This window comes from Amycolatopsis sp. NPDC003731 (assembly GCF_053586895.1).
The window spans coordinates 1-17,407 of the sequence record NZ_JBSFNC010000092.1 but is presented as its reverse complement, the minus strand read 5'-3'; the positions used below and the strand labels follow the sequence as shown (position 1 = coordinate 17,407).

Here is a 17,407-nt window from a genome sequence, read left to right as displayed (position 1 = left end):
TCAACCATGACTGTCAAACACTTATTTGGGGGTCGCTCAGAACGAGAACCGAGCGCCGTCCGGAGGCAAGGAAGCGCCGGCGGCCAGCACGGCCGCGTGCTCAGGGGATGCCGGGTCCAGTGCCGGGTTCGTGTTGTTCAGGTGGGTGAACGCCCACGGCCGCCCGGTCATCCGGGGCAGGCTCGCCGTGATCGGCAGGTGGCCCATCGCGAGCTGGTCCGGCCCGCCCACGCCGGCCATCTCGTCCGGCGCGTAGAACGTTCCGTCCAGCAGCACGAGCGAAGCACCGGCGACGAACTCGTCGAACCCCGGGGGCCAGCTGCGCAGGCACGGCGCGTACACCAGCCCGCCGCCGGTCGCCGGGTCCGAGATCCGGTACGCGACCACCCAGGGGCCGTCGGCAGCCGAAGCGTACTTCGGCCGCTTGTCGCTCACCGGCAGCACCTCGACCCGCAAGCCCGGGATGTCCACCGAGGACGACCGGGGCCAGCGACCGTAACCGTCCACAATAGAAAACAACGGCGACAGCGCGGACAGCACCGCCGGCGGCGCCCACACCGGCAGCCCGCCGGACTCACGCAACATCAGCAAGCCCAGGCAGTGGTCGAGTTCGGCGTCCGTCAGCAGCACCCCGCGCAGCGGGATCTCGCGCGGCCCCGGCCCGGCCCGCAGCTCCGGCGTGCCGAGGAGCTGCGCCCGGATGTCCGGCGAACAGTTCAGCAGGTACCAGCCGGCGCCGTCCGCGCTGATCGCCACGCAGTCCTGCGTGCGTGGCGGCAACCCCGAAACACAGAGCCGGCACGCGCAGTTCCACTGTGGACACCCGCCGCCGGCCGCGGTGCCGAGGAGGATCACCTTCACCGGCGCATGACCAGGTCGGGAACCGCGGGCCGGGACAGGACCAGGTCGACCACGCCGCGCTGAGGCGACCGCGAGCACACCGGGTCCGTCGCCGCCGCGTCGCCGGTGAGCAGGAACGCCTGGCAGCGGCAGCCGCCGAAGTCGACGCCCCGGCGGTCGCACGTGCGGCACGGCTCGCTCATCCACTCCTCGCCGCGGTAGGCGTTGAACGACGACGAGCGGTACCAGATCTCGGCCAGCGGCGTGTCCCGCACGGACGACAGCGAGAGCGTCGAGATCGCCGACGCCGCCGGGCACGGCAGCACCGTCCCGTCCGGCGCCACCGTCAGCTGCCGCGCACCCCAGCCGTACATGCACGGCTTCGGGTACGGCTCGTGGTAGTCGGCGACGACGTAGACGATCTCCATCGTGCCCCGCAGGCGGTCGATGGCCGCGCGCACCACCGGCTCGGCGGCCGCCAGCTGGGCGGCCGTCGGCATCAGCGCGTCCCGGTTGCGCAACGCCCAGCCGTAGTACTGCGTGTTCGCCAGTTCCAGCCGGTCCGCGCCCATCCGCTCGGCCAGCTCGATGATCCCGGCCAGCTGGTCGTGGTTCTGCCGGTGCAGCACCACGTTCAGCGACAGTGGCAGCCCGGCCGCCTTCACCAGCTCGGCCGCCGACAGTTTCCGGTCGTGCGCCTTCGCGCCGGCCAACCGGTCGGCCCGCTCCCGGGTCGCGCCCTGCGCCGACAGCTGGACGTGGGCCAGCCCGCGCGCAACGAGGTCGTCGAGCCGCGAAGACGTCAGGCCGAGCCCCGACGTGACCAGGTTGACGTAGCAGCCGAGCCCGTGCGCGTGGGCGACCAGCGCGGGCAGGTCCGGCCGGAGCAACGGCTCGCCGCCGGACAGGTGCACCTGCAGGACACCGAGTTCCCGCGCCTGCGACAGCACCGACAGCCAGTCCTCAGTGGACATCTCACGGGCGCGGGCCGTCAGCTCGACCGGGTTCGAGCAATAAGGACAGTGCAGCGGACACCGGTGGGTCAGCTCGGCCAGCAGGCCCAGCGGCGGGCTCACGTCCATGCCACGACCCGCCGTTCGCCCAGCCGGGTCAGCACGGAAAGGACGTCCTGCGCGACGACACCGGAGTAACGCCCGGAAAGCGCCGTCGTGATCTCGCTGACGGACCGGGCGCCGTCGCAGAGCTCGAGGACCGCGGCCGCCGTGGCGTTCGGCACCAGGACGCCCTCGGGGAACAGCAGCACGTGCGTCTCCCGGACGTGGTCGAAGGACAGCCGCACACCCCGGCGCAGCTGGGGAACCGAATCGGCGGTGATCACGCGGCCGCCCGTTCGATCGCGTCGAGCATCGACCACAGGACGTCGCACTTGAACGACAGCGCGGCGATCGCGCGGTCCTGCTGTTCGCGCGTGACGCAGTGGCGGACCACGATGTCGAGTGTGTCCTTGCCTTCGCCGGCGACCTTGTCGATCCGGTTGGTGAAGTACGCGAGGTCGTCGCGGGCGATCCACGCGTAGTTGGCGAGCATGTCCGCCACCCGCTGCTGCATCAGGTGCCCGGCGAACATCTCGGTCAGTCCCGATGCGACGGCCTCCCACCACGGCTTCGTCCGCGCGAAGGTGACGTAGGCGTCCACGGCGAACCGGACGCCGGGAGCGACGTGCCGTTCATCGAGAACTTCGTCGCGGTCCAGGCCGACGGCCGTGCAGAGCCGCAGCCAGCGGTCGATCCCGCCGGTGCCGGCGCTCACGCCGTCGTGGTAGACGATCCGGTCGAGCCACTGGCGGCGGATCTCCGGCACCGGGCAGTTGCTGATGATCGCCGCGTCCTTCTGCGGCAGCACGCACTGGTAGTACCAGCGGTTCGCCGCCCAGATCCGCAGCGCGCGCTCGTCGAGCTCGCCCGCGTGCAGCCGGCGGTGGAACGGGTGCGTTCCCCAGTACCGGCCGGAAAGGCCGCGCAGCGCGTCGATGAATGCGCTTTCCGGGAGTGGCTCGACCGGCATCGGTCAGTCCGCCATGCGGGCCGCGTAGGCGGTGACCTCCATCGGGGTTTCGTACTCGACGAAGTCCGGGGTCGTCCACTCCTCGGTCATGTCCTGCTCCTCTCTGCGGGGGTGATCGTCGCCACCCTAGGAGCGGGAAGAGCCGCCTGACGAGCCTTTTCGCCCCGCTTTCGGAAAGTTTCCTTCCGATGGGGGAGCAAGCGTTCCGATGAGCGGGCTACCTTACCGCAGCTTCGAGTTCCACCAAGGCCGTGTCGAGGTGGGTCAGGATCCGCTGCAGGTGCGGGACGCTGCGGCGGCAGCCGGTGATGCCGAAGTCGAGGTGGTCGCCGTTGCTCGTCAGGGTGATGTTCACGGCCTGGCCGTCGAGCAGCACCGACGCCGGGTAGATGCCGTCGAGCTGGGCGCCGTTCCAGTACATCTGCTTGCGCGGGCCGGGCACGTTCGAGATCACCAGGTTGAACGGCGGCCGCGTGTTCTTGACGACGCCCGGGATCGGCGAGACGCCGAGCTGCGCGACGTTCACCGCCGAGAGCAGCAGCGTCTGCAGCGGCGTCAGCTCCGAGAACAACCGCTTGCCGTTGCGCATCGACTGGTGGATCGTGACGAGCCGCTTGCCCGCGTCCGGCAGGTCGGTGGCCAGGTTGCAGAGCAGCGCGCCGATGTTGTTGCCCGCGGCCTCGCCGGGGTCGTTCTGGCGGCGCAGCGACACCGGCACCATCGCGATCAGCGGCGCGTCCGGCAACGCGCGCTGCTCGATGAGGTAGTCCCGCAGTGCGCCCGAGCACATCGCGAGCACGACGTCGTTGCGCGACACCCCGGCCGCGGTCGCCACCTGGCGCACGCGGTCCAGCGACCACTTCTGCGCCGCGAACCGCCGCGCGCCGCCGATCGGCACGTTGAGCATCGTCTTCGGCGCCTGTCCCGGCAGCGTCAGCGTGTGCTCGCCGAATGCCTCGCGCGCGACCTTCATCGCGGCCGGCGCCAGGCTCGCGAGCTGGTTGGCCGTCTTCCGCGCCGTCCCGAGCAGCGACCGCGGGCGCTTCTCGCCGGCCGAGCCCGGCTTGCGCCGGGAGCCCCACCACGGAGGGCAGTCCATGTCGGCCGGGTCGTCCGAGAGCGTGCCCTGCAGCTGGCGCAGCGCCGAGACGCCGTCCATCAGCGCGTGGTGGACCTTCGTGTAGACGGCGAACCGGCCGTCGTCGAGCCCCTCGATGAGGTGGGTCTCCCAGAGCGGGCGGTGCCGGTCGAGCAGGGTGCTGTGCCAGCGGCCGGTCAGCTCCAGCAGCTCGCGGACGCGGCCCGGCCGCGGCAGCGCCGAGTGCCGGAAGTGGTAGTCGAGCTCGAGCTCGGCGTCGTTGGCCCAAGCCACGTGCCCCATCGTGTTGACCGGCCGGGCCGGGCGGCGCCGGAAGACCGAGCGCATGTTGTCCGATTCGAGGAGGCTGCTGCGGATGTCGCGCAGGTACTCGTCGCCCGCGCCATCGGGTTTCTTGAACAGCTGCAGACCGCCCACGTGCATCGGATGCTCGCGCGTTTCGACGAGGAGGAACATCGAATCGGTCACGGGCATCATCGCCATGGGACATCACCTCTCGAGCTCGGCACGCCGACTCTACGCGCTCGGCGGCCGCCGGTGGATCACGTTCTACATTGGCGAGTATGACCGGCCGCGGCACAGGGGAAACGTCGTTGCCACCGATGGCCGAGTGCGTCGTGATCGGCGGTGGCGTGATCGGCGTCAGCTGCGCGTTCCGGCTCGCCGAAGCCGGCGTGGACGTGCTGCTCCTCGAGCGCGGCGAGCTGGGCGGCGGCTCGACGGCGAAGGCCGCGGGCGGCATCCGGTCGTCGTTCACCAGCCGGGTCAACGTCGAGCTCGGGCTGCGCGGGCTCGCCGCGTACAGCGCTTTCCGGAGCGACTTCGGCACCGAGATCGACTTCCGCCGCGACGGCTACCTCTACCTCGTCACCGACCCGGCCGACGTCCCCGCGTTCGAGCGCTGCGCCGAGCTCCAGCGCGAGCACGGCGTCCGCAGCCACCTGCTCGACCCGGCGGAAGCGAAGAAGGTGCTCCCGCCGGTGGCGACCGACGGCGTCGTGGCCGCCCTCTGGTCGCCGGACGACGCCAAGGCGACGCCGGACGCGGTCGTCCAGGGTTACGCGAAGGCGGCCCGCGCGCGCGGCGCGAAGCTGCGGACCGGCGTCGAGGTCACCGGGATCGAACGCGACGGCGACGTCCTGACCGGCGTCGTCACGACGGCCGGGTTCGTCCGGACCGGCGCGGTGGTGTGCGCGGCCGGCGCGTGGTCGGGCCGGATCGGCGAGCTGGCCGGGCTGGACCTGCCGGTGCGCCCGTACCGCAGGCAGGTCGTGTTCACCGGGCCGGTGCCCGGGCTGCCGGAAGCGGTTCCGCTCACCATCGAGATGCCGTCGGCCTTCTACTTCCACCGCGAGGGGCCCGGCTTGGCGATGTCGTTCTCCGACGGCGACGGGGTCCCAGGCTTCGACACGCGGTACGAGCCGGGCGAGTGGCTGCCGCGGCTGGCCGAGCTCGCGGGCCGCCGGCTCCCCGCCGTGCTCGACGCCGGCATCCGGACCGCCTGGGCCGGGCTGTACGAAACGACGCCGGACCGCAACCAGATCATCGGGGAAAGCGTCCTGCTGTCGCGGTTCTTCTACGCGACCGGTTTCTCGGGCCACGGCTTCCAGATGGGCCCGGCCACCGGGGAGCTGATCCGGGACCTCTACCTGCGGCGACGGCCCTCGGTGGACATCGCCGGGCTCGACGTCCGCCGGTTCGCCGCGGGGTCGGCGAGCGCCGAGCACAACATCGTCTAGGGGCAGATTGCCAGATCGTTGAACGATCTGGCAGTATCCGGCCCGTGGCTGTGAGTGGTGCTCGGGAGCTGGTGGACGCGCTGGAAGCGCTCGGAACGGAGATCGTCTTCGGCCTTCCGGGGGTGCACAACCTGCCACTGTGGGAAGCCCTCGGTGAAACCCGCATCAAGCTCGTCGGCGTTCGCCACGAACAGACCGCCGGGTACGCCGCCGACGGCTACGCCCGCGCCACCGGCAAGCTCGGCGTCGCGCTGGTCACCACCGGTCCGGGCGCGGCGAACACGCTCGGCGCGGTCGGCGAGGCCATGGCGTCCGCGGCCCCGGTGCTGGTCATCGCCACCGACATCCCCTCGACGCTGCGGCGCCCCGGCGTCGTCCGCGGCGTGCTGCACGAGACGTCCGACCAGCAGGCGATGTTCGCGCCGGTGACCAAGGGCGGCTTCACCGTGCGGGCCCCCGACCAGATCGGCACCACCGTGCACCGCGCCGCCCGGCTCGCGCAGCTGCCGCAGAGCGGCCCGGTCTACCTCGGCGTGCCCACCGACTACCTGCGCGAACAGGTGCCGCACCGGCGTCCGCCCGCCCCGCACCGCAAGCCCGACGTCGACGTGCCCGACCTCGCGCGGGCCGAGGCGATGCTGTCCGACGCGCGGCACCCGCTGATCTGGGCCGGCGGTGGTGCGCTGCGGTCGGGCGCGGGCGAGGCGATCGGTGCCCTCGCCGAGAAGCTCGCCGCGCCGGTGATCACCACGTTCGCCGCCCGCGGGCTGCTCCCGCTCGACCACCCGTGCCTGGCGCCGAACCCGGTGCACACGCCGGAGGTCGGCGAGCTGTGGGACGAAGCCGACGTCGTGCTGGCCATCGGCACCGACTTCGACGGCCTGATGACGCAGAACTGGCGGATGCCCAAGCCGCCGAAGCTCATCGCGGTCAACGTCGACGCCGACGACGCCGCCAAGAACTACCCGCCCGACCTGACGCTGGTCGGGGACGCGCGCTCGATCGTCGAGCGCCTGCTGCCGAAGCAGCGGGACGGGCTCGACGACATCACGCTGCGGCTGGCGGGGATCGGCCGCCGGGTGCGTCAGCGCATCCGCGACGAGGAACCCCAGGCCTACGACTTCCTGTCCACTTTGGACGAGGTGCTGCCGACGGACGCGGTGCTGGTCTCGGACATGTGCGTGGCCGGGTACTGGGTCGGCGGCTTCCACCGGGTGCGGGCGCCGCGCAAGCTCGCCTACCCGATGGGCTGGGGCACCCTCGGCTACGGCTTCCCGGCCTCGCTCGGCGCGGCCGCGGCCGGCACCGGGCGCGCCATCTGCATCACCGGCGACGGCGGGTTCCTCTACGGCTGCGGCGACCTGGCGACGCTCGCGCAGGAGCAGCTGCCGGTCACCGTCGTCCTGGTCGACGACGGCGGGTACGGCATGCTCCGCTACGACCAGGACCGCGAGGGCCTGCCGCACCGCGGGGTCGACTGGGACAGCCCGGACTTCGTCGGCCTGGCCCGGTCGTTCGGGGTGCACGCCGACCGCGTCTCCGGCTTCGGGCGGGCGTTCCGGCGGCTGCTCGGCGAGTTCGTCGAGTCGGACGAGCCGAACGTGCTGGTCGTGAAGGCCAAGCTGAAGCCGCCGCTGAACACCTCGCCGCGGTGGTACCGGACATGAGGATCGGCGTCGACATCGGCGGCACGTTCACCGACCTCTGCGCGGTGGACGAGACCGGCATTGTCGCGGTCGGCAAGGTCCTGACCACGCACGACGAGCCGGCCCGTGCGGTCGAGGAGGGCTTGGCCGCGCTGCTGCCGGACCTCGGCGCCGTCGAGCAGGTGGTGCACGGGACGACGCTGGTGACGAACGCCCTGATCGAGCGCACGGGCTCGCGGACGGCGTTGCTGGCCACCGCCGGGTTCCGGGACGTCCTCGAGATGCGCCGTGAGCACCGGTACGAGCTCTACGACCTGCACCTGGAACTGCCGGCGCCGCTCGTGCCCCGGCACCTGCGGTTCGACGTCCCGGAGAGGGTCCTCGCGGACGGGTCCGTCCACACCGGACTCGACGAGCAGTACGTCACGCGGCTGGGCCGGGAACTGGCGGACCGCGGGATCGAGGCCGTCGCCGTCTGCTTCCTGCACGCCTTCACGAACCCGGCGCACGAACGCCGGACCGCGGAGCTCCTGGCCGAGGTCGCGCCCTCGCTGCGGGTGGCGCTGTCCTCCGACGTCGTCCCCGAGATCCGCGAGTTCGAGCGGGCCTCGACGACGGTCGCCAACGTCTACGTCCAGGACCTCACCGAGCGGTACCTGCGCGACCTCGAACAGCGGCTGCGCCGGCTGGGGATCACCCGCGCGCCGCACATCATGCTGTCCAACGGCGGACTGGCCACTGTGGACACCGCGGCCCGGCACCCGATCCGGATCCTCGAGTCCGGCCCGGCGGGCGGGGCGCTCGCGGCCGCGGCGATCGGGCCGGAGGACCTGCTGGCCTTCGACATGGGCGGCACCACGGCCAAGCTGTGCCTGATCGCCGGCGGCACGCCGCTGGTGACGCACCAGTTCGAAGTGGACCGCAAGTACCGGCTGCTGCCCGGCTCCGGGCTGCCGGTGCGGGTGCCGGTCACGGACATGATCGAGATCGGCGTCGGCGGCGGCTCGATCGCCCGGATCGACGCGCTTGGCCTGCTCACCGTCGGCCCCGACTCGGCGGGCTCCGAGCCAGGCCCGGTCTGCTACGACCGCGGCGGCACCGAGCCCACGGTCACCGACGCCGACCTCGTGCTCGGCTACCTCGATCCGGGCTACTTCCTCGGCGGCGGCATGCGCCTGGACGCCGAGGCCGCGAGAGCAGTGCTCCGGAGGAAGATCGCCGATCCGCTCGGGGTGAGCGTCGAAGAGGCCGCCTGGGGCATCCACACGAGCGTCAACGAAGACATGGCCAACGCGGCGCGGGTGCACGCCGTCGAGCGCGGGCACGACCCGGCGAAGCTGCCGATGTACACCTTCGGCGGGGCGGGTCCGGTGCACGGCGTCGGCGTCGCGCGGGCCCTCGGCGCGCCTTCGGTCGTCGCGCCACCCGCGGCCGGGGTGCTGAGCGCGGCCGGGTTCCTCACCGCACCGCTGGCGTTCGACTTCGTGCGGTCGGCCCGCGCGGCCGTCCACGACCTGACGTGGGACCAGGTCGACGCGCTGTTCGCCGAGATGGAAGCCGAGGGCGCGGCGCTGCTCGCCAAGTCCGGAGTGGACGAGGTGACGCACCGGCGCGTCGCCGAGATGCGGTACGCCGGGCAGGGCTACGAGATCCGCGTCCCGGTCCACGACGGCCCCTGGCCCGGGACCCTGATCGAGGAGTTCACCAGCACCTATCGCGCGCTCTACCGGCGGACCGGGCCCGAGGTCGGCGTCGAGGTGCTGAACTGGCGGGTCGTGTCGAGCGGTCCCGCGCCGGAGGTCACCCTGCGGCTCGAGGCGGCTTCCGGCGAGGCCCGGAAGGGCAGCCGGCCGGCCTGGTTCCCGGCGGCCGGTGGATTTGTCGACACGGCCGTGTTCGACCGGTACCGGCTCGAACCCGGCGCGCGGGTCGACGGGCCGGCCATCGTGGAGGAACGCGAGTCCACTGTGGTCGTCCCGCCGGGCGCGTCCTGCGTCGTCCGGGCCGACGGCGCTCTGGAGGTGACGGTGTGAGCGTCGACCCCATCGTCGTCGGGTTGTTCGGCCACCGGCTGCACTCGATCCTCGCCGAGCAACAGAACGCGCTGGTCAACACGGCCTTCTCCGCGGTCGTGCGCGAGTCGCTCGACCTGGCCTGCGCGGTGTTCGACTCGCGTGGCGAGATGATCGGGCAGTCCGTCGGCGGCACGCCGGGACACATCAACGCAATGGCGACCGGCATGCACCACTTCGTCGCGGCGTACCCGCCGGAGACCCTCGAACCCGGGGACGTGCTGCTCACCAACGACCCGTGGCAGACCGCCGGCCAGATCAACGACATCACGGTGGCGACGCCGGTGTTCCGGAACGGCCGGCTGGTCGCGTGGTTCGCCTCCTGCTGCCACGCGCCGGACATCGGCGGGCGGCTGGTGTCCGCCGAGGCCCACGAGGTCTTCGAAGAGGGCCTGCGCCTGCCGATCCTGAAGTTCCTCCGCGCGGGCGAGGTCAACACCGACCTGGAACGGCTGATCCGGGCCAACGTCCGGACGCCGGAGGAGACCATCGGCGACCTGTACGCGCAGGTCACCGGCAACGAGGTCGGCGCGGCGAGCCTGCTGCGGCTGCTGGCCGAGCTCGGCCTCGACAGCCTGGACGAGGTCGCCGCCGAGATCATGGACCGCTCGGAGCGGGCGTTGCGCGACGCGCTGCGGGACCTGCCCGACGGCGCGTACACCAACGAGATCGTCACCGACGGCTTCGACGACGAAGAGATCGTCCTGCGCGTCACGGCCACTGTGGACGGCGACGAAATCCACCTCGACTTCGCGGGGTCCTCGCCGCAGAGCCGACGCGGGATCAACGTCGTCCTGAACTACACGCGGGCGTACGCGTCGTTCGCGGTCAAGGCGGCGATCTCGCCCGAGGTGCCGCACAACGCCGGGTCGTTCCGGCCGGTGCACGTCACCGCGCCCGAAGGCTCGGTGCTGAACTGCCTCCCGCCGGCCCCGGTCGCGTCCCGGCACCTGATCGGGCACTTCCTGCCGTCGCTGCTGATCGGCGCGCTGCCCGGCACGGCGCTCGCGCCGAGCGCGGACGCGCTGTGGATGACCATCTGGCGCGGGCCGGGCTTCATGCTGAACGTCTTCCAGACCGGCGGGATGGGCGCGCGGGCGGACAAGGACGGCCTGTCCACCACCGGCTTCCCGAGCGGCCTGCGGTCGACGCCGACCGAGGTCATCGAGACCATGGCGCCGCTGGTCCAGCACGCGCGCGAGCTACGCGTGGACTCCGGCGGCGCCGGCCGGTTCCGCGGCGGACTCGGACAGGTGACCACGATGGGCGCACTCGGCGTGACTTCCTGGAGCGTCAACGGGAACGTCGACCGGGTGCGGGCCGCGGCGTCCGGGGTGGCCGGTGGGAAACCCGGCGCGCCCGGTCGCTTCGGCCTGCACGGTGGCCGGGACCTGCCCGCGAAGAGCCGGGTGCCGCTGACGACGGAGTCCGTGGTGGACGTCACGCTGCCCGGCGGTGGCGGGTACGGGCGGCCGGCCGAGCGGCCGGCGGCGGCGGTGCTCGCCGACGTCGTCGAGGGGTACGTCTCGGTGGCGGCGGCGCGTGCGGTGTACGGCGTCGAGGTGCGGTACCTCGGGGACCCGGACGCGCTGGTCCGGCTGCCCGGGGACTACGTGGTGGACGAAGAGCAGACAGCACGACTGAGAGCAGGGCAGTGAGCATGGGTCGGTTGGCCGGCAAGGTTGCGGTGGTCTTCGGCGGCGCGCGGGGCATCGGCCTCGCCACGGTGAAGGAGTTCCTCGCCGAGGGGGCGACGGTCTTCGCGTCCGACATCCGCGAGCCCGCGGAAGCACTCGACGGCCACCGCCATTCCATAGTGGACGCCACCGACGAGGCCGCGGTGGCGGCGTTCGTCGACGGCGTGCTCGCCGAGGCCGGCCGCATCGACGTGCTGTTCAACAACGTCGGCATCCACCTCGGCAAGTCCCTGGTGGACACCACGCTCGCCGATTTCGACCACATCTTCGCGCTCAACGTCCGCGCAGCCTTCCTCGGCACCCGGGCCGTGCTGCCGCACATGATCGAGCAGAAGGCCGGCAGCATCATCACGACGTCGTCGAACGGCGGTGTGATGGGCCGCCCCGGCGACCCGGTGTACAACGCCACCAAGCACGCGCTGGTCGGGCTGACCAAGTCCATCGCCGTCGCCCACGCGCACCAGGGCATCCGGGCCAACACGGTCAACCCGGGCGCGATCGACACCGACATGCTGCGCAGCACGCTCAACTCGCCGGAGGAGTTCGAGACCAAGCAGCACCAGCTGGTCGCGAGCACGCCCGCGGCCCGCGTCGGCGAGGCCTGGGAGGTCGCGAAGGCCGTGGTGTTCCTGGCGAGCGACGAGTCCCGGTTCGTCAACGGCGTCGTGCTGCCGATCGACGGCGCGAAGGCCGCGGGGGCGATGCCGGGCAACCGGTACAGCCTCGATTTCGAACTCGGCGTCAGGTAGTGCCGTGACCGTCGATGCCTCGGGGCTGGAGAGCGCGCGGCACCTGCTCGAGCGCAGCGGCACGGCCGAGCGGGTCGCGGCGATCCTGCGCCAGTACATCACCGACGGCGTCTTCGCCCCCGGTGAACGGCTGTCCGAGCCGGTGATCAGCTCGGCGCTCGGCGTCTCGCGCAACACGTTGCGCGAGTCTTTCCAGTTGCTCGCCCACGAACGGCTGGCCGTGCACGAGCTGAACCGCGGCGTGTTCGTGCGCGAGCTGACCACAGAGGACATCGAGGACCTCTACGTCGTGCGCCGCGCGACCGAATGCGGGGCCCTGCGCCGCGCGGCCGAACTGTCCACAGTGGATCTGTCACCGGTCGAGCATGCGCTGCAGGCCGGCCGGACCGCCGCGGCGGCCGAGGACTGGCCGGCGGTCGGCACCGCGAGTATCCACTTCCACCAGGCCCTCGCGGACCTGGCCGGCAGCGAGCGCCTGTCCGCGACGATGCGGCAGGTGCTCGCCGAAACCCGGTTGTTCTTCGTGCTCAACGAGAACACCCGCGAGTTCTACGAGCCGTTCCTGGACTGCCACGAGCAGATCCTGCACGACCTGCGCGGCGGGCGGTTCGACGCCGCGGAGGCCGCGCTGGACCGCTACCTGCGGGACGCCCAGGCCCGGCTGCTCGAGCTCAGCGCACCGGGAACACCACGCTGAACGAGTACGGCCGGCGGACCGTGACGAGGCGGTACCGGCCGTCGGGACCGGCCACCCAGCTGTACCAGGCGATCGTGCGGAGGACGGAACACGCGCGGTAGCCGAGGGCGGGCGCGTCGGCGGCGCGGGCCGTGGCGGCCGGCGCGGAGGCGAGCAGCACGGCGGCCACGGCCGCGACTGTCCCCGCACGTCGGATGCACACCAGCCCACTCAACCCCGCGGGAACCTCCGACCGGAAAGGATTCGAGCCGGTTCAAATCCGCCGCTTTCGCTGCTACCGTCGGTGAGGTGTTCAAGCTGCGGGTCGACGCCGAGACGGTGGCCAGGACACGGTTTTCCCCGTCACTGGCGGCGGAGTCCCTCGCCTGGCTGAAGCTCGCCGCCGACGCGGGGCGGCACCCGGTGTTCGGCGATCCCGGCCCGCTCGCCCGCGCGGCGCTCGCCCACCCCGACGTCGCCCTGCTCCTGGACCTGCTGCCGCGCCCCGGCGAGGTCTACACGCCGGACCTGCTCACCCCGCAGCCGGGCACGGCCACCCGGCACCGCGACCTGCTCGACGAGCAGATCGCCCGGATCGAGGCGACCGCGCAGGACGACGTCGAGACCCAGGTGCTGGCCCACACGCAGGCCCACTGGACCAGACCGCTGCCGGTCACGGCCCGCCGGAGCGTCGAGTCGGGGACGATGCCGCGCCGCCTGGCCAACGGCCTCGCCCGGTTCTGGCGCGAGGCGCTGGCCGAGGACTGGGCCGGTCTGCAGGCGGTCCTCGACCGGGACATCACCCACCGCGCGCAGACCATCGCCCGCCACGGCGTCGGCGGGGTGCTCGGCAGCCTGCACCCGACCATCGGCTGGGCCGGAAACGCGATCACCGTCGTCAAGCCGTTCGACGGCGAGGCCGACATCTCCGGCCGGGAGCTGGTCCTCGCGCCCGGCGTGCTCAGCTGGCCCGGCACCAGCATCCAGATCGACGTCCCCGGCCAGGTCGTCCTCTGCTACCCGGCGCACGGCGTCGGCACGGGCGCCGACCACCGGCCGGGCCGGATCGCCCCGGTCGTCGGCGCGGCCCGCGCGGCACTGCTGGCCGACCTCGAACCCGCGCGGTCGACGGCGGAGCTCGCGACCCGGACCGGGTACAGCCCGGGCACGGTGTCGTACCACCTCGGCGCGTTGCACCGGGCGGGCCTGGTCACCAAGGTCCGGGACGGGCGGTTCGTGCTCTACCGGCGGACCGCGCAGGCCGTCGCGCTGCTCGAGGGAGCCGTCAGCAGCTGACGTTCGGGGCGATCCAGTCGGCGTACTCGTCCGCCGAGCCGTCACCGCCGTCGTCGACCGCGATGGCCAGCTGCTGCACGCCGGTGACCGGGACTGTCAGCTTCTGCGGTTTCGTGCCGCGCTGGACGATCCCCGTCGCGAACAGCTCCCGGCCGTCGCCCAGCACGCGGAACGCCACCGTCGCCTGCGGGCCCGACGCGTCGTCGACGCCGTACTGGGTCGTGAACGACTTGCACGCCCCGCCCAGGTGGAGACGGATCACCGACGGCGCGTGCACGCCGATCCCGCTGTTGGGCTGGTAGCCCACGCCGCCGACGGCCATCGCCCGCCCGTTGGCCACGCTGCCGCGTTCCACCGGGCCGAGCCCGTTTTCCGAGTACAGCCACGGCCGCGTGCTGAGGTAGGTCGTCCCGGTGCCCGGCGCGGTCACCAGCGGTGCCTCGGCGGAGCCCGCCGCGGACCGCGGGCCGAACTCGCTCGTGTACCCGCCGCTCGCGCCGACCAGCACCTTCGCGGCCGGTGCCGCGGTCGGCCGCAGCGTGATTTCGCGTGTCACCGTGCTGCCGGGGGAGACCCGCGGGACGTCGACCTGCGCGGGGCCGTCCAGCGCCCACCCGGACGGCACGGTGATCGTGTACCGCGCGTCGGTGATCGGGGTGTCGCCGTCGTTGGTCAGCGTCACGGTGCCCGGCACCGCCTGGCCGGCCAGGAACCCCTCGGGCAGCTCGACGCCCAGCGTCACCAGCGGTTCGGCGGGGGACGGCTGACCGGGCCACACGCGGAGGAAGGTGCCGGAATTCGCGCGCGTGGACGTGCGCAGCGTGCCGGTGCTGGTCAGCTCGGCGCCGGTCCACAGGTCGCGGACCCGGTAGACCGGCGCTGCCGCGACCCCGGATTCCGCGAGGTCGAACGCGATGGTCCGGGCGACCGGGCCGCGGTTGAGCAGCAGCACCGCGACCGAGCCGTCGGACATCGGCTTCGCCCAGATCTCGCCGTCGGACAGGTCGCGGACCTTGCGTCCCGGCGTGCCGGACCAGTCCTGGTCGACCGCGATCACGTCCCGGTTGGCGATCGTGTCCAGCGGGAACGACTCGTTCGGCATCAGCGGCGCGTTCAGCAGCGCCCACAACGAGAACTGCGCGCGCCGCACCCAGGGGTCGACGATGCTGAAGTTGAGGTAGCCCGGGTCGCTCCAGCCGCCGGGGCCGGTGTGCCCGGCCAGCGGGATCTGCTTGTCCACGGCCAGCATCGCGGCCGGGAAGTTGTCCGGGAGGTCGCTGGTGAGCTGCCAGGTCTGTGCCCCCGCGCCGGGCGCCCACTCCCACTGGCGGTAGTTCGCCGAGAACGTGTCGATCATGGCGAGCAGGATCGGCCGTCCGGTGGCCTTGAGCGCGTCGCTCATCTTCTTGGTGGCGGCCGCGACGCCGTTCTCGCCACCGCACGTGTCGTACTCGAGGTAGTCGACGCCCCAGGCCGCGAACGTCTGCGCGTCCAGTTCCTCGTGGTCGCGGGAGCCGGGCATGGCGCTGCCGCAGACGAGCGCGCCGGTGCCGCTGTGCAGGCCGAACTTGAGGCCGTTGGCGTGCACGTAGGCGATGAGCCCGGGCAGGTCCGGGTACTTGGCGGTGTCCGGCTGGAGCTTCCCGTCGGCCGCGCGCGTCTTGGCCGCCCAGCACCCCGCGATGTTGACGTAGCTGTAGCCGGCGTCCTTCAGGCCGCTGGTGACCAGCGTGTCGACCGCCGCGCGGACCTTGGCGTCGTCGATCCGCGGGCACTGGTTCCAGCCGCGGGACCACGAGATGCCCATCGGCGGCTTCGCGGCGATGACCGGCTCCTCGGCGGCCGCCGGGGCGGCGATCGCCGTGCCGAGGGTGAGGAGGGTGAGCAGCAGGACCCCGAACCGTCGCATGGGTTCCCTCTCCGGGACTGCGGACAAGATCTCCAGGGTGACGTGGGGGTGAACCGGGCATCAGGGCAGAAATGCCGCCCCCGGACGAGTGGCCTCCCGCGATGGTCGGTGGGTGAATTCCCGAGGGGCGGCCGGGTAGAAAGGGACCGGACGCCGAGACGAGGAGCCATCGATGCCCCCTGCTGTTCGACCGCTGGACGGGATCAAGGTCGTCGACCTCTCCCGCATCCTGGCCGGGCCGTACTGCACCCAGTACCTCGGCGAGATGGGCGCGGACGTGGTGAAGGTCGAGCCGCCGGGCCACGGCGACGACACCCGCGGCTGGGGCCCGCCGTTCGTCGGCGACGAGGCCGTCTACTACCTGGCGGCGAACCGGAACAAGCGCGGCATCGTGCTCGACCTCAAGAGCGACCGCGGCCGCGAAGCAGTCCGGCGGCTGGTCGCGGACGCCGACGTCCTGGTCGAGAACTTCCGCCCGGGCACGCTCGAGAAGTGGGGCATCGGGTACGAGACGTTGTCCGCGCTCAACCCGCGGCTGATCCACGTGTCGATCACCGGGTTCGGTCAGACCGGGCCGTACCGCGACCGTGCGGGGTACGACCTGGTGGCGCAGGCCCTCGGCGGCGTGATGTCGCTGACCGGCGAGCCGGACGGCGCGCCGGCGAAGGTCGGGCTGCCGGTGGCGGACCTGAACGCGGGGACGTGGGCGATCATCGGCGTCCTGATGGCGCTGCAGGCCCGGCACACGACCGGCCGCGGTCAGTACCTCGACGTGTCCCTATTGGACAGTCAGCTGGCCTGGCACGTGTATGCGGCGGGCGCGGTGTTCTACGACGCGCCACGCCCGCGCCGGATGGGCTCGGCGCACCCGAGCATCGTCCCGTACCAGGGCTACCACGTCGCCGACGGCTGGCTGGTGATCGCGGTCGGCAGCGAGAAGCTGTGGCACGCGTTCTGCGACGTGCTCGGCCTGCACATCGCGGCCGACCCGCGGTTCTCGTCGAACGCTCTTCGCGCCGCCCACCGCGACGAGCTGAACGCGCTGCTGGAGCCGGTGCTCCGGACCCGCACGGCGGCGGAGTGGATGAAGGCGTTCGACGCGGCGGGCATCCCGGCGGCGCCCATCAACGAGGTCGACGACGTCTACGCGGACCCGTGGGCGGCCGCGCGCGAACAGGTGGTCCGGCTGCCGCACCCGACGGTGGGGACGTACGTGGGCACGGGCTTCCCGGTGAAGGCGTCGGACACCCCGGCGCGGCCGACGTCCGCCCCGCCGACGCTGGGGCAGCACACCGGGGAGGTGCTGGCCGAGCTGGGGTACTCGCCCGAGGAGATCGCGGAGTTCCTGGACTGATGGTAGGGATGGGGGCAGGACTGAGGAGTCTCAATGACTGTGTCAAGTAGCGGCTGCGGCCGTGACCGGTGGTGAGGGATGGAACTCGCGGCCGTCGCGCAGCAGGGCCCAGATGACGTCGACCAGGCGGCGGGCCAGGGCGATCAGGGCTTGGGTGTGCCGCTTCCCCTCGCGGCGTTTGCGCAGGTAGAAGGTTCGGGATGGGCTGTCGGGGCGTTTGATCGCCGACAGGGCGGCCAGGTAGAACACCCGCCGCAGACCGCGGTGATAGCGCTGCGGGCGGTGCAGGTTGCCGCGCACCCGTC

The 17,407-nt window shown here is 72.3% G+C and carries 16 protein-coding genes and 1 pseudogene; 8 read left to right on the top strand and 9 right to left on the bottom strand.

Annotated elements, in window-relative coordinates:
• Window positions 1-36: 36 nt before the first annotated feature.
• The 6 genes from pqqB to ACWDN5_RS30760 form a co-directional block, all read right to left on the bottom strand.
• Window positions 37-861, bottom strand: coding sequence for a pyrroloquinoline quinone biosynthesis protein PqqB (pqqB, locus tag ACWDN5_RS30785; protein WP_449678742.1), 825 nt, complete (start codon window positions 859-861; stop codon window positions 37-39).
• On the bottom strand, window positions 858-1,922 hold the full coding sequence (gene pqqE, locus ACWDN5_RS30780) for a pyrroloquinoline quinone biosynthesis protein PqqE (RefSeq protein WP_449678741.1): 1,065 nt from the start codon (window positions 1,920-1,922) through the stop codon (window positions 858-860). Before pqqE ends, pqqB begins: the two co-directional genes overlap by 4 nt.
• Window positions 1,913-2,179: a pyrroloquinoline quinone biosynthesis peptide chaperone PqqD gene (pqqD, locus tag ACWDN5_RS30775; RefSeq protein WP_449678740.1), complete on the bottom strand. Its 267-nt coding sequence runs from the start codon at window positions 2,177-2,179 to the stop codon at window positions 1,913-1,915. The genes pqqE and pqqD overlap by 10 nt, the downstream gene beginning before the upstream one ends.
• Complete coding sequence (gene pqqC / locus ACWDN5_RS30770) at window positions 2,176-2,865, bottom strand: pyrroloquinoline-quinone synthase PqqC (protein ID WP_310973262.1); 690 nt, start codon at window positions 2,863-2,865, stop codon at window positions 2,176-2,178. The genes pqqD and pqqC overlap by 4 nt, the downstream gene beginning before the upstream one ends.
• A 3-nt stretch (window positions 2,866-2,868) precedes the next feature.
• Window positions 2,869-2,955 (bottom strand): pyrroloquinoline quinone precursor peptide PqqA, encoded by an 87-nt coding sequence (gene pqqA, locus ACWDN5_RS30765; protein WP_043776987.1) that lies wholly within the window; start codon window positions 2,953-2,955, stop codon window positions 2,869-2,871.
• A 127-nt stretch (window positions 2,956-3,082) separates the two neighbouring features.
• Window positions 3,083-4,447, bottom strand: coding sequence for a WS/DGAT/MGAT family O-acyltransferase (locus ACWDN5_RS30760; protein ID WP_310973260.1), 1,365 nt, complete (start codon window positions 4,445-4,447; stop codon window positions 3,083-3,085).
• 80 nt (window positions 4,448-4,527) lie between these two features.
• Between ACWDN5_RS30760 and ACWDN5_RS30755 the strand changes: the two genes are divergently transcribed.
• Genes ACWDN5_RS30755 through ACWDN5_RS30730 form a run of 6 tightly spaced genes read left to right on the top strand, consistent with a single transcriptional unit; the run spans window position 4,528 to window position 12,564 of the window.
• Window positions 4,528-5,703: an NAD(P)/FAD-dependent oxidoreductase gene (locus tag ACWDN5_RS30755; RefSeq protein ID WP_449678739.1), complete on the top strand. Its 1,176-nt coding sequence runs from the start codon at window positions 4,528-4,530 to the stop codon at window positions 5,701-5,703.
• A gap of 44 nt (window positions 5,704-5,747) precedes the next feature.
• Entirely contained in the window at window positions 5,748-7,370 is a 1,623-nt protein-coding gene (locus tag ACWDN5_RS30750; protein ID WP_449678738.1) for a thiamine pyrophosphate-binding protein, read from the top strand.
• Window positions 7,367-9,382, top strand: coding sequence for a hydantoinase/oxoprolinase family protein (locus tag ACWDN5_RS30745; RefSeq protein WP_449678737.1), 2,016 nt, complete (start codon window positions 7,367-7,369; stop codon window positions 9,380-9,382). Before ACWDN5_RS30750 ends, ACWDN5_RS30745 begins: the two co-directional genes overlap by 4 nt.
• Complete coding sequence (locus ACWDN5_RS30740) at window positions 9,379-11,079, top strand: hydantoinase B/oxoprolinase family protein (RefSeq protein WP_449678736.1); 1,701 nt, start codon at window positions 9,379-9,381, stop codon at window positions 11,077-11,079. The genes ACWDN5_RS30745 and ACWDN5_RS30740 overlap by 4 nt, the downstream gene beginning before the upstream one ends.
• 2 nt (window positions 11,080-11,081) lie before the next feature.
• Window positions 11,082-11,867 (top strand): SDR family NAD(P)-dependent oxidoreductase, encoded by a 786-nt coding sequence (locus tag ACWDN5_RS30735; protein WP_449678735.1) that lies wholly within the window; start codon window positions 11,082-11,084, stop codon window positions 11,865-11,867.
• A gap of 4 nt (window positions 11,868-11,871) precedes the next feature.
• Window positions 11,872-12,564: a GntR family transcriptional regulator gene (locus ACWDN5_RS30730; protein ID WP_449678734.1), complete on the top strand. Its 693-nt coding sequence runs from the start codon at window positions 11,872-11,874 to the stop codon at window positions 12,562-12,564.
• Here the strand turns inward: ACWDN5_RS30730 and ACWDN5_RS30725 are convergent.
• The gene (locus ACWDN5_RS30725) at window positions 12,539-12,733 is read right to left on the bottom strand and encodes a hypothetical protein (RefSeq protein WP_449678733.1); all 195 of its coding nucleotides are present in this window, start codon (window positions 12,731-12,733) and stop codon (window positions 12,539-12,541) included. The genes ACWDN5_RS30730 and ACWDN5_RS30725 overlap by 26 nt on opposite strands.
• A gap of 119 nt (window positions 12,734-12,852) precedes the next feature.
• On the opposite strand from ACWDN5_RS30725, the gene ACWDN5_RS30720 reads away from it, so the two are divergent.
• Window positions 12,853-13,839, top strand: a complete 987-nt coding sequence (locus ACWDN5_RS30720) for a DUF5937 family protein (protein ID WP_449678732.1) — start codon at window positions 12,853-12,855, stop codon at window positions 13,837-13,839.
• Here the strand turns inward: ACWDN5_RS30720 and ACWDN5_RS30715 are convergent.
• A complete protein-coding gene (locus ACWDN5_RS30715) occupies window positions 13,829-15,748 on the bottom strand; it encodes an NPCBM/NEW2 domain-containing protein (RefSeq protein WP_449678731.1) in 1,920 nt (639 codons plus the stop codon). The two genes, ACWDN5_RS30720 and ACWDN5_RS30715, sit on opposite strands and share 11 nt — an antisense overlap.
• Before the next feature lie 172 nt (window positions 15,749-15,920).
• Between ACWDN5_RS30715 and ACWDN5_RS30710 the strand changes: the two genes are divergently transcribed.
• Complete coding sequence (locus ACWDN5_RS30710; protein WP_310973246.1) at window positions 15,921-17,102, top strand: CaiB/BaiF CoA transferase family protein; 1,182 nt, start codon at window positions 15,921-15,923, stop codon at window positions 17,100-17,102.
• Window positions 17,103-17,144: 42 nt separating this feature from the next.
• Here the strand turns inward: ACWDN5_RS30710 and ACWDN5_RS30705 are convergent.
• Window positions 17,145-17,407 (bottom strand): annotated as a pseudogene (locus tag ACWDN5_RS30705) (IS110 family transposase); the annotation flags it as partial.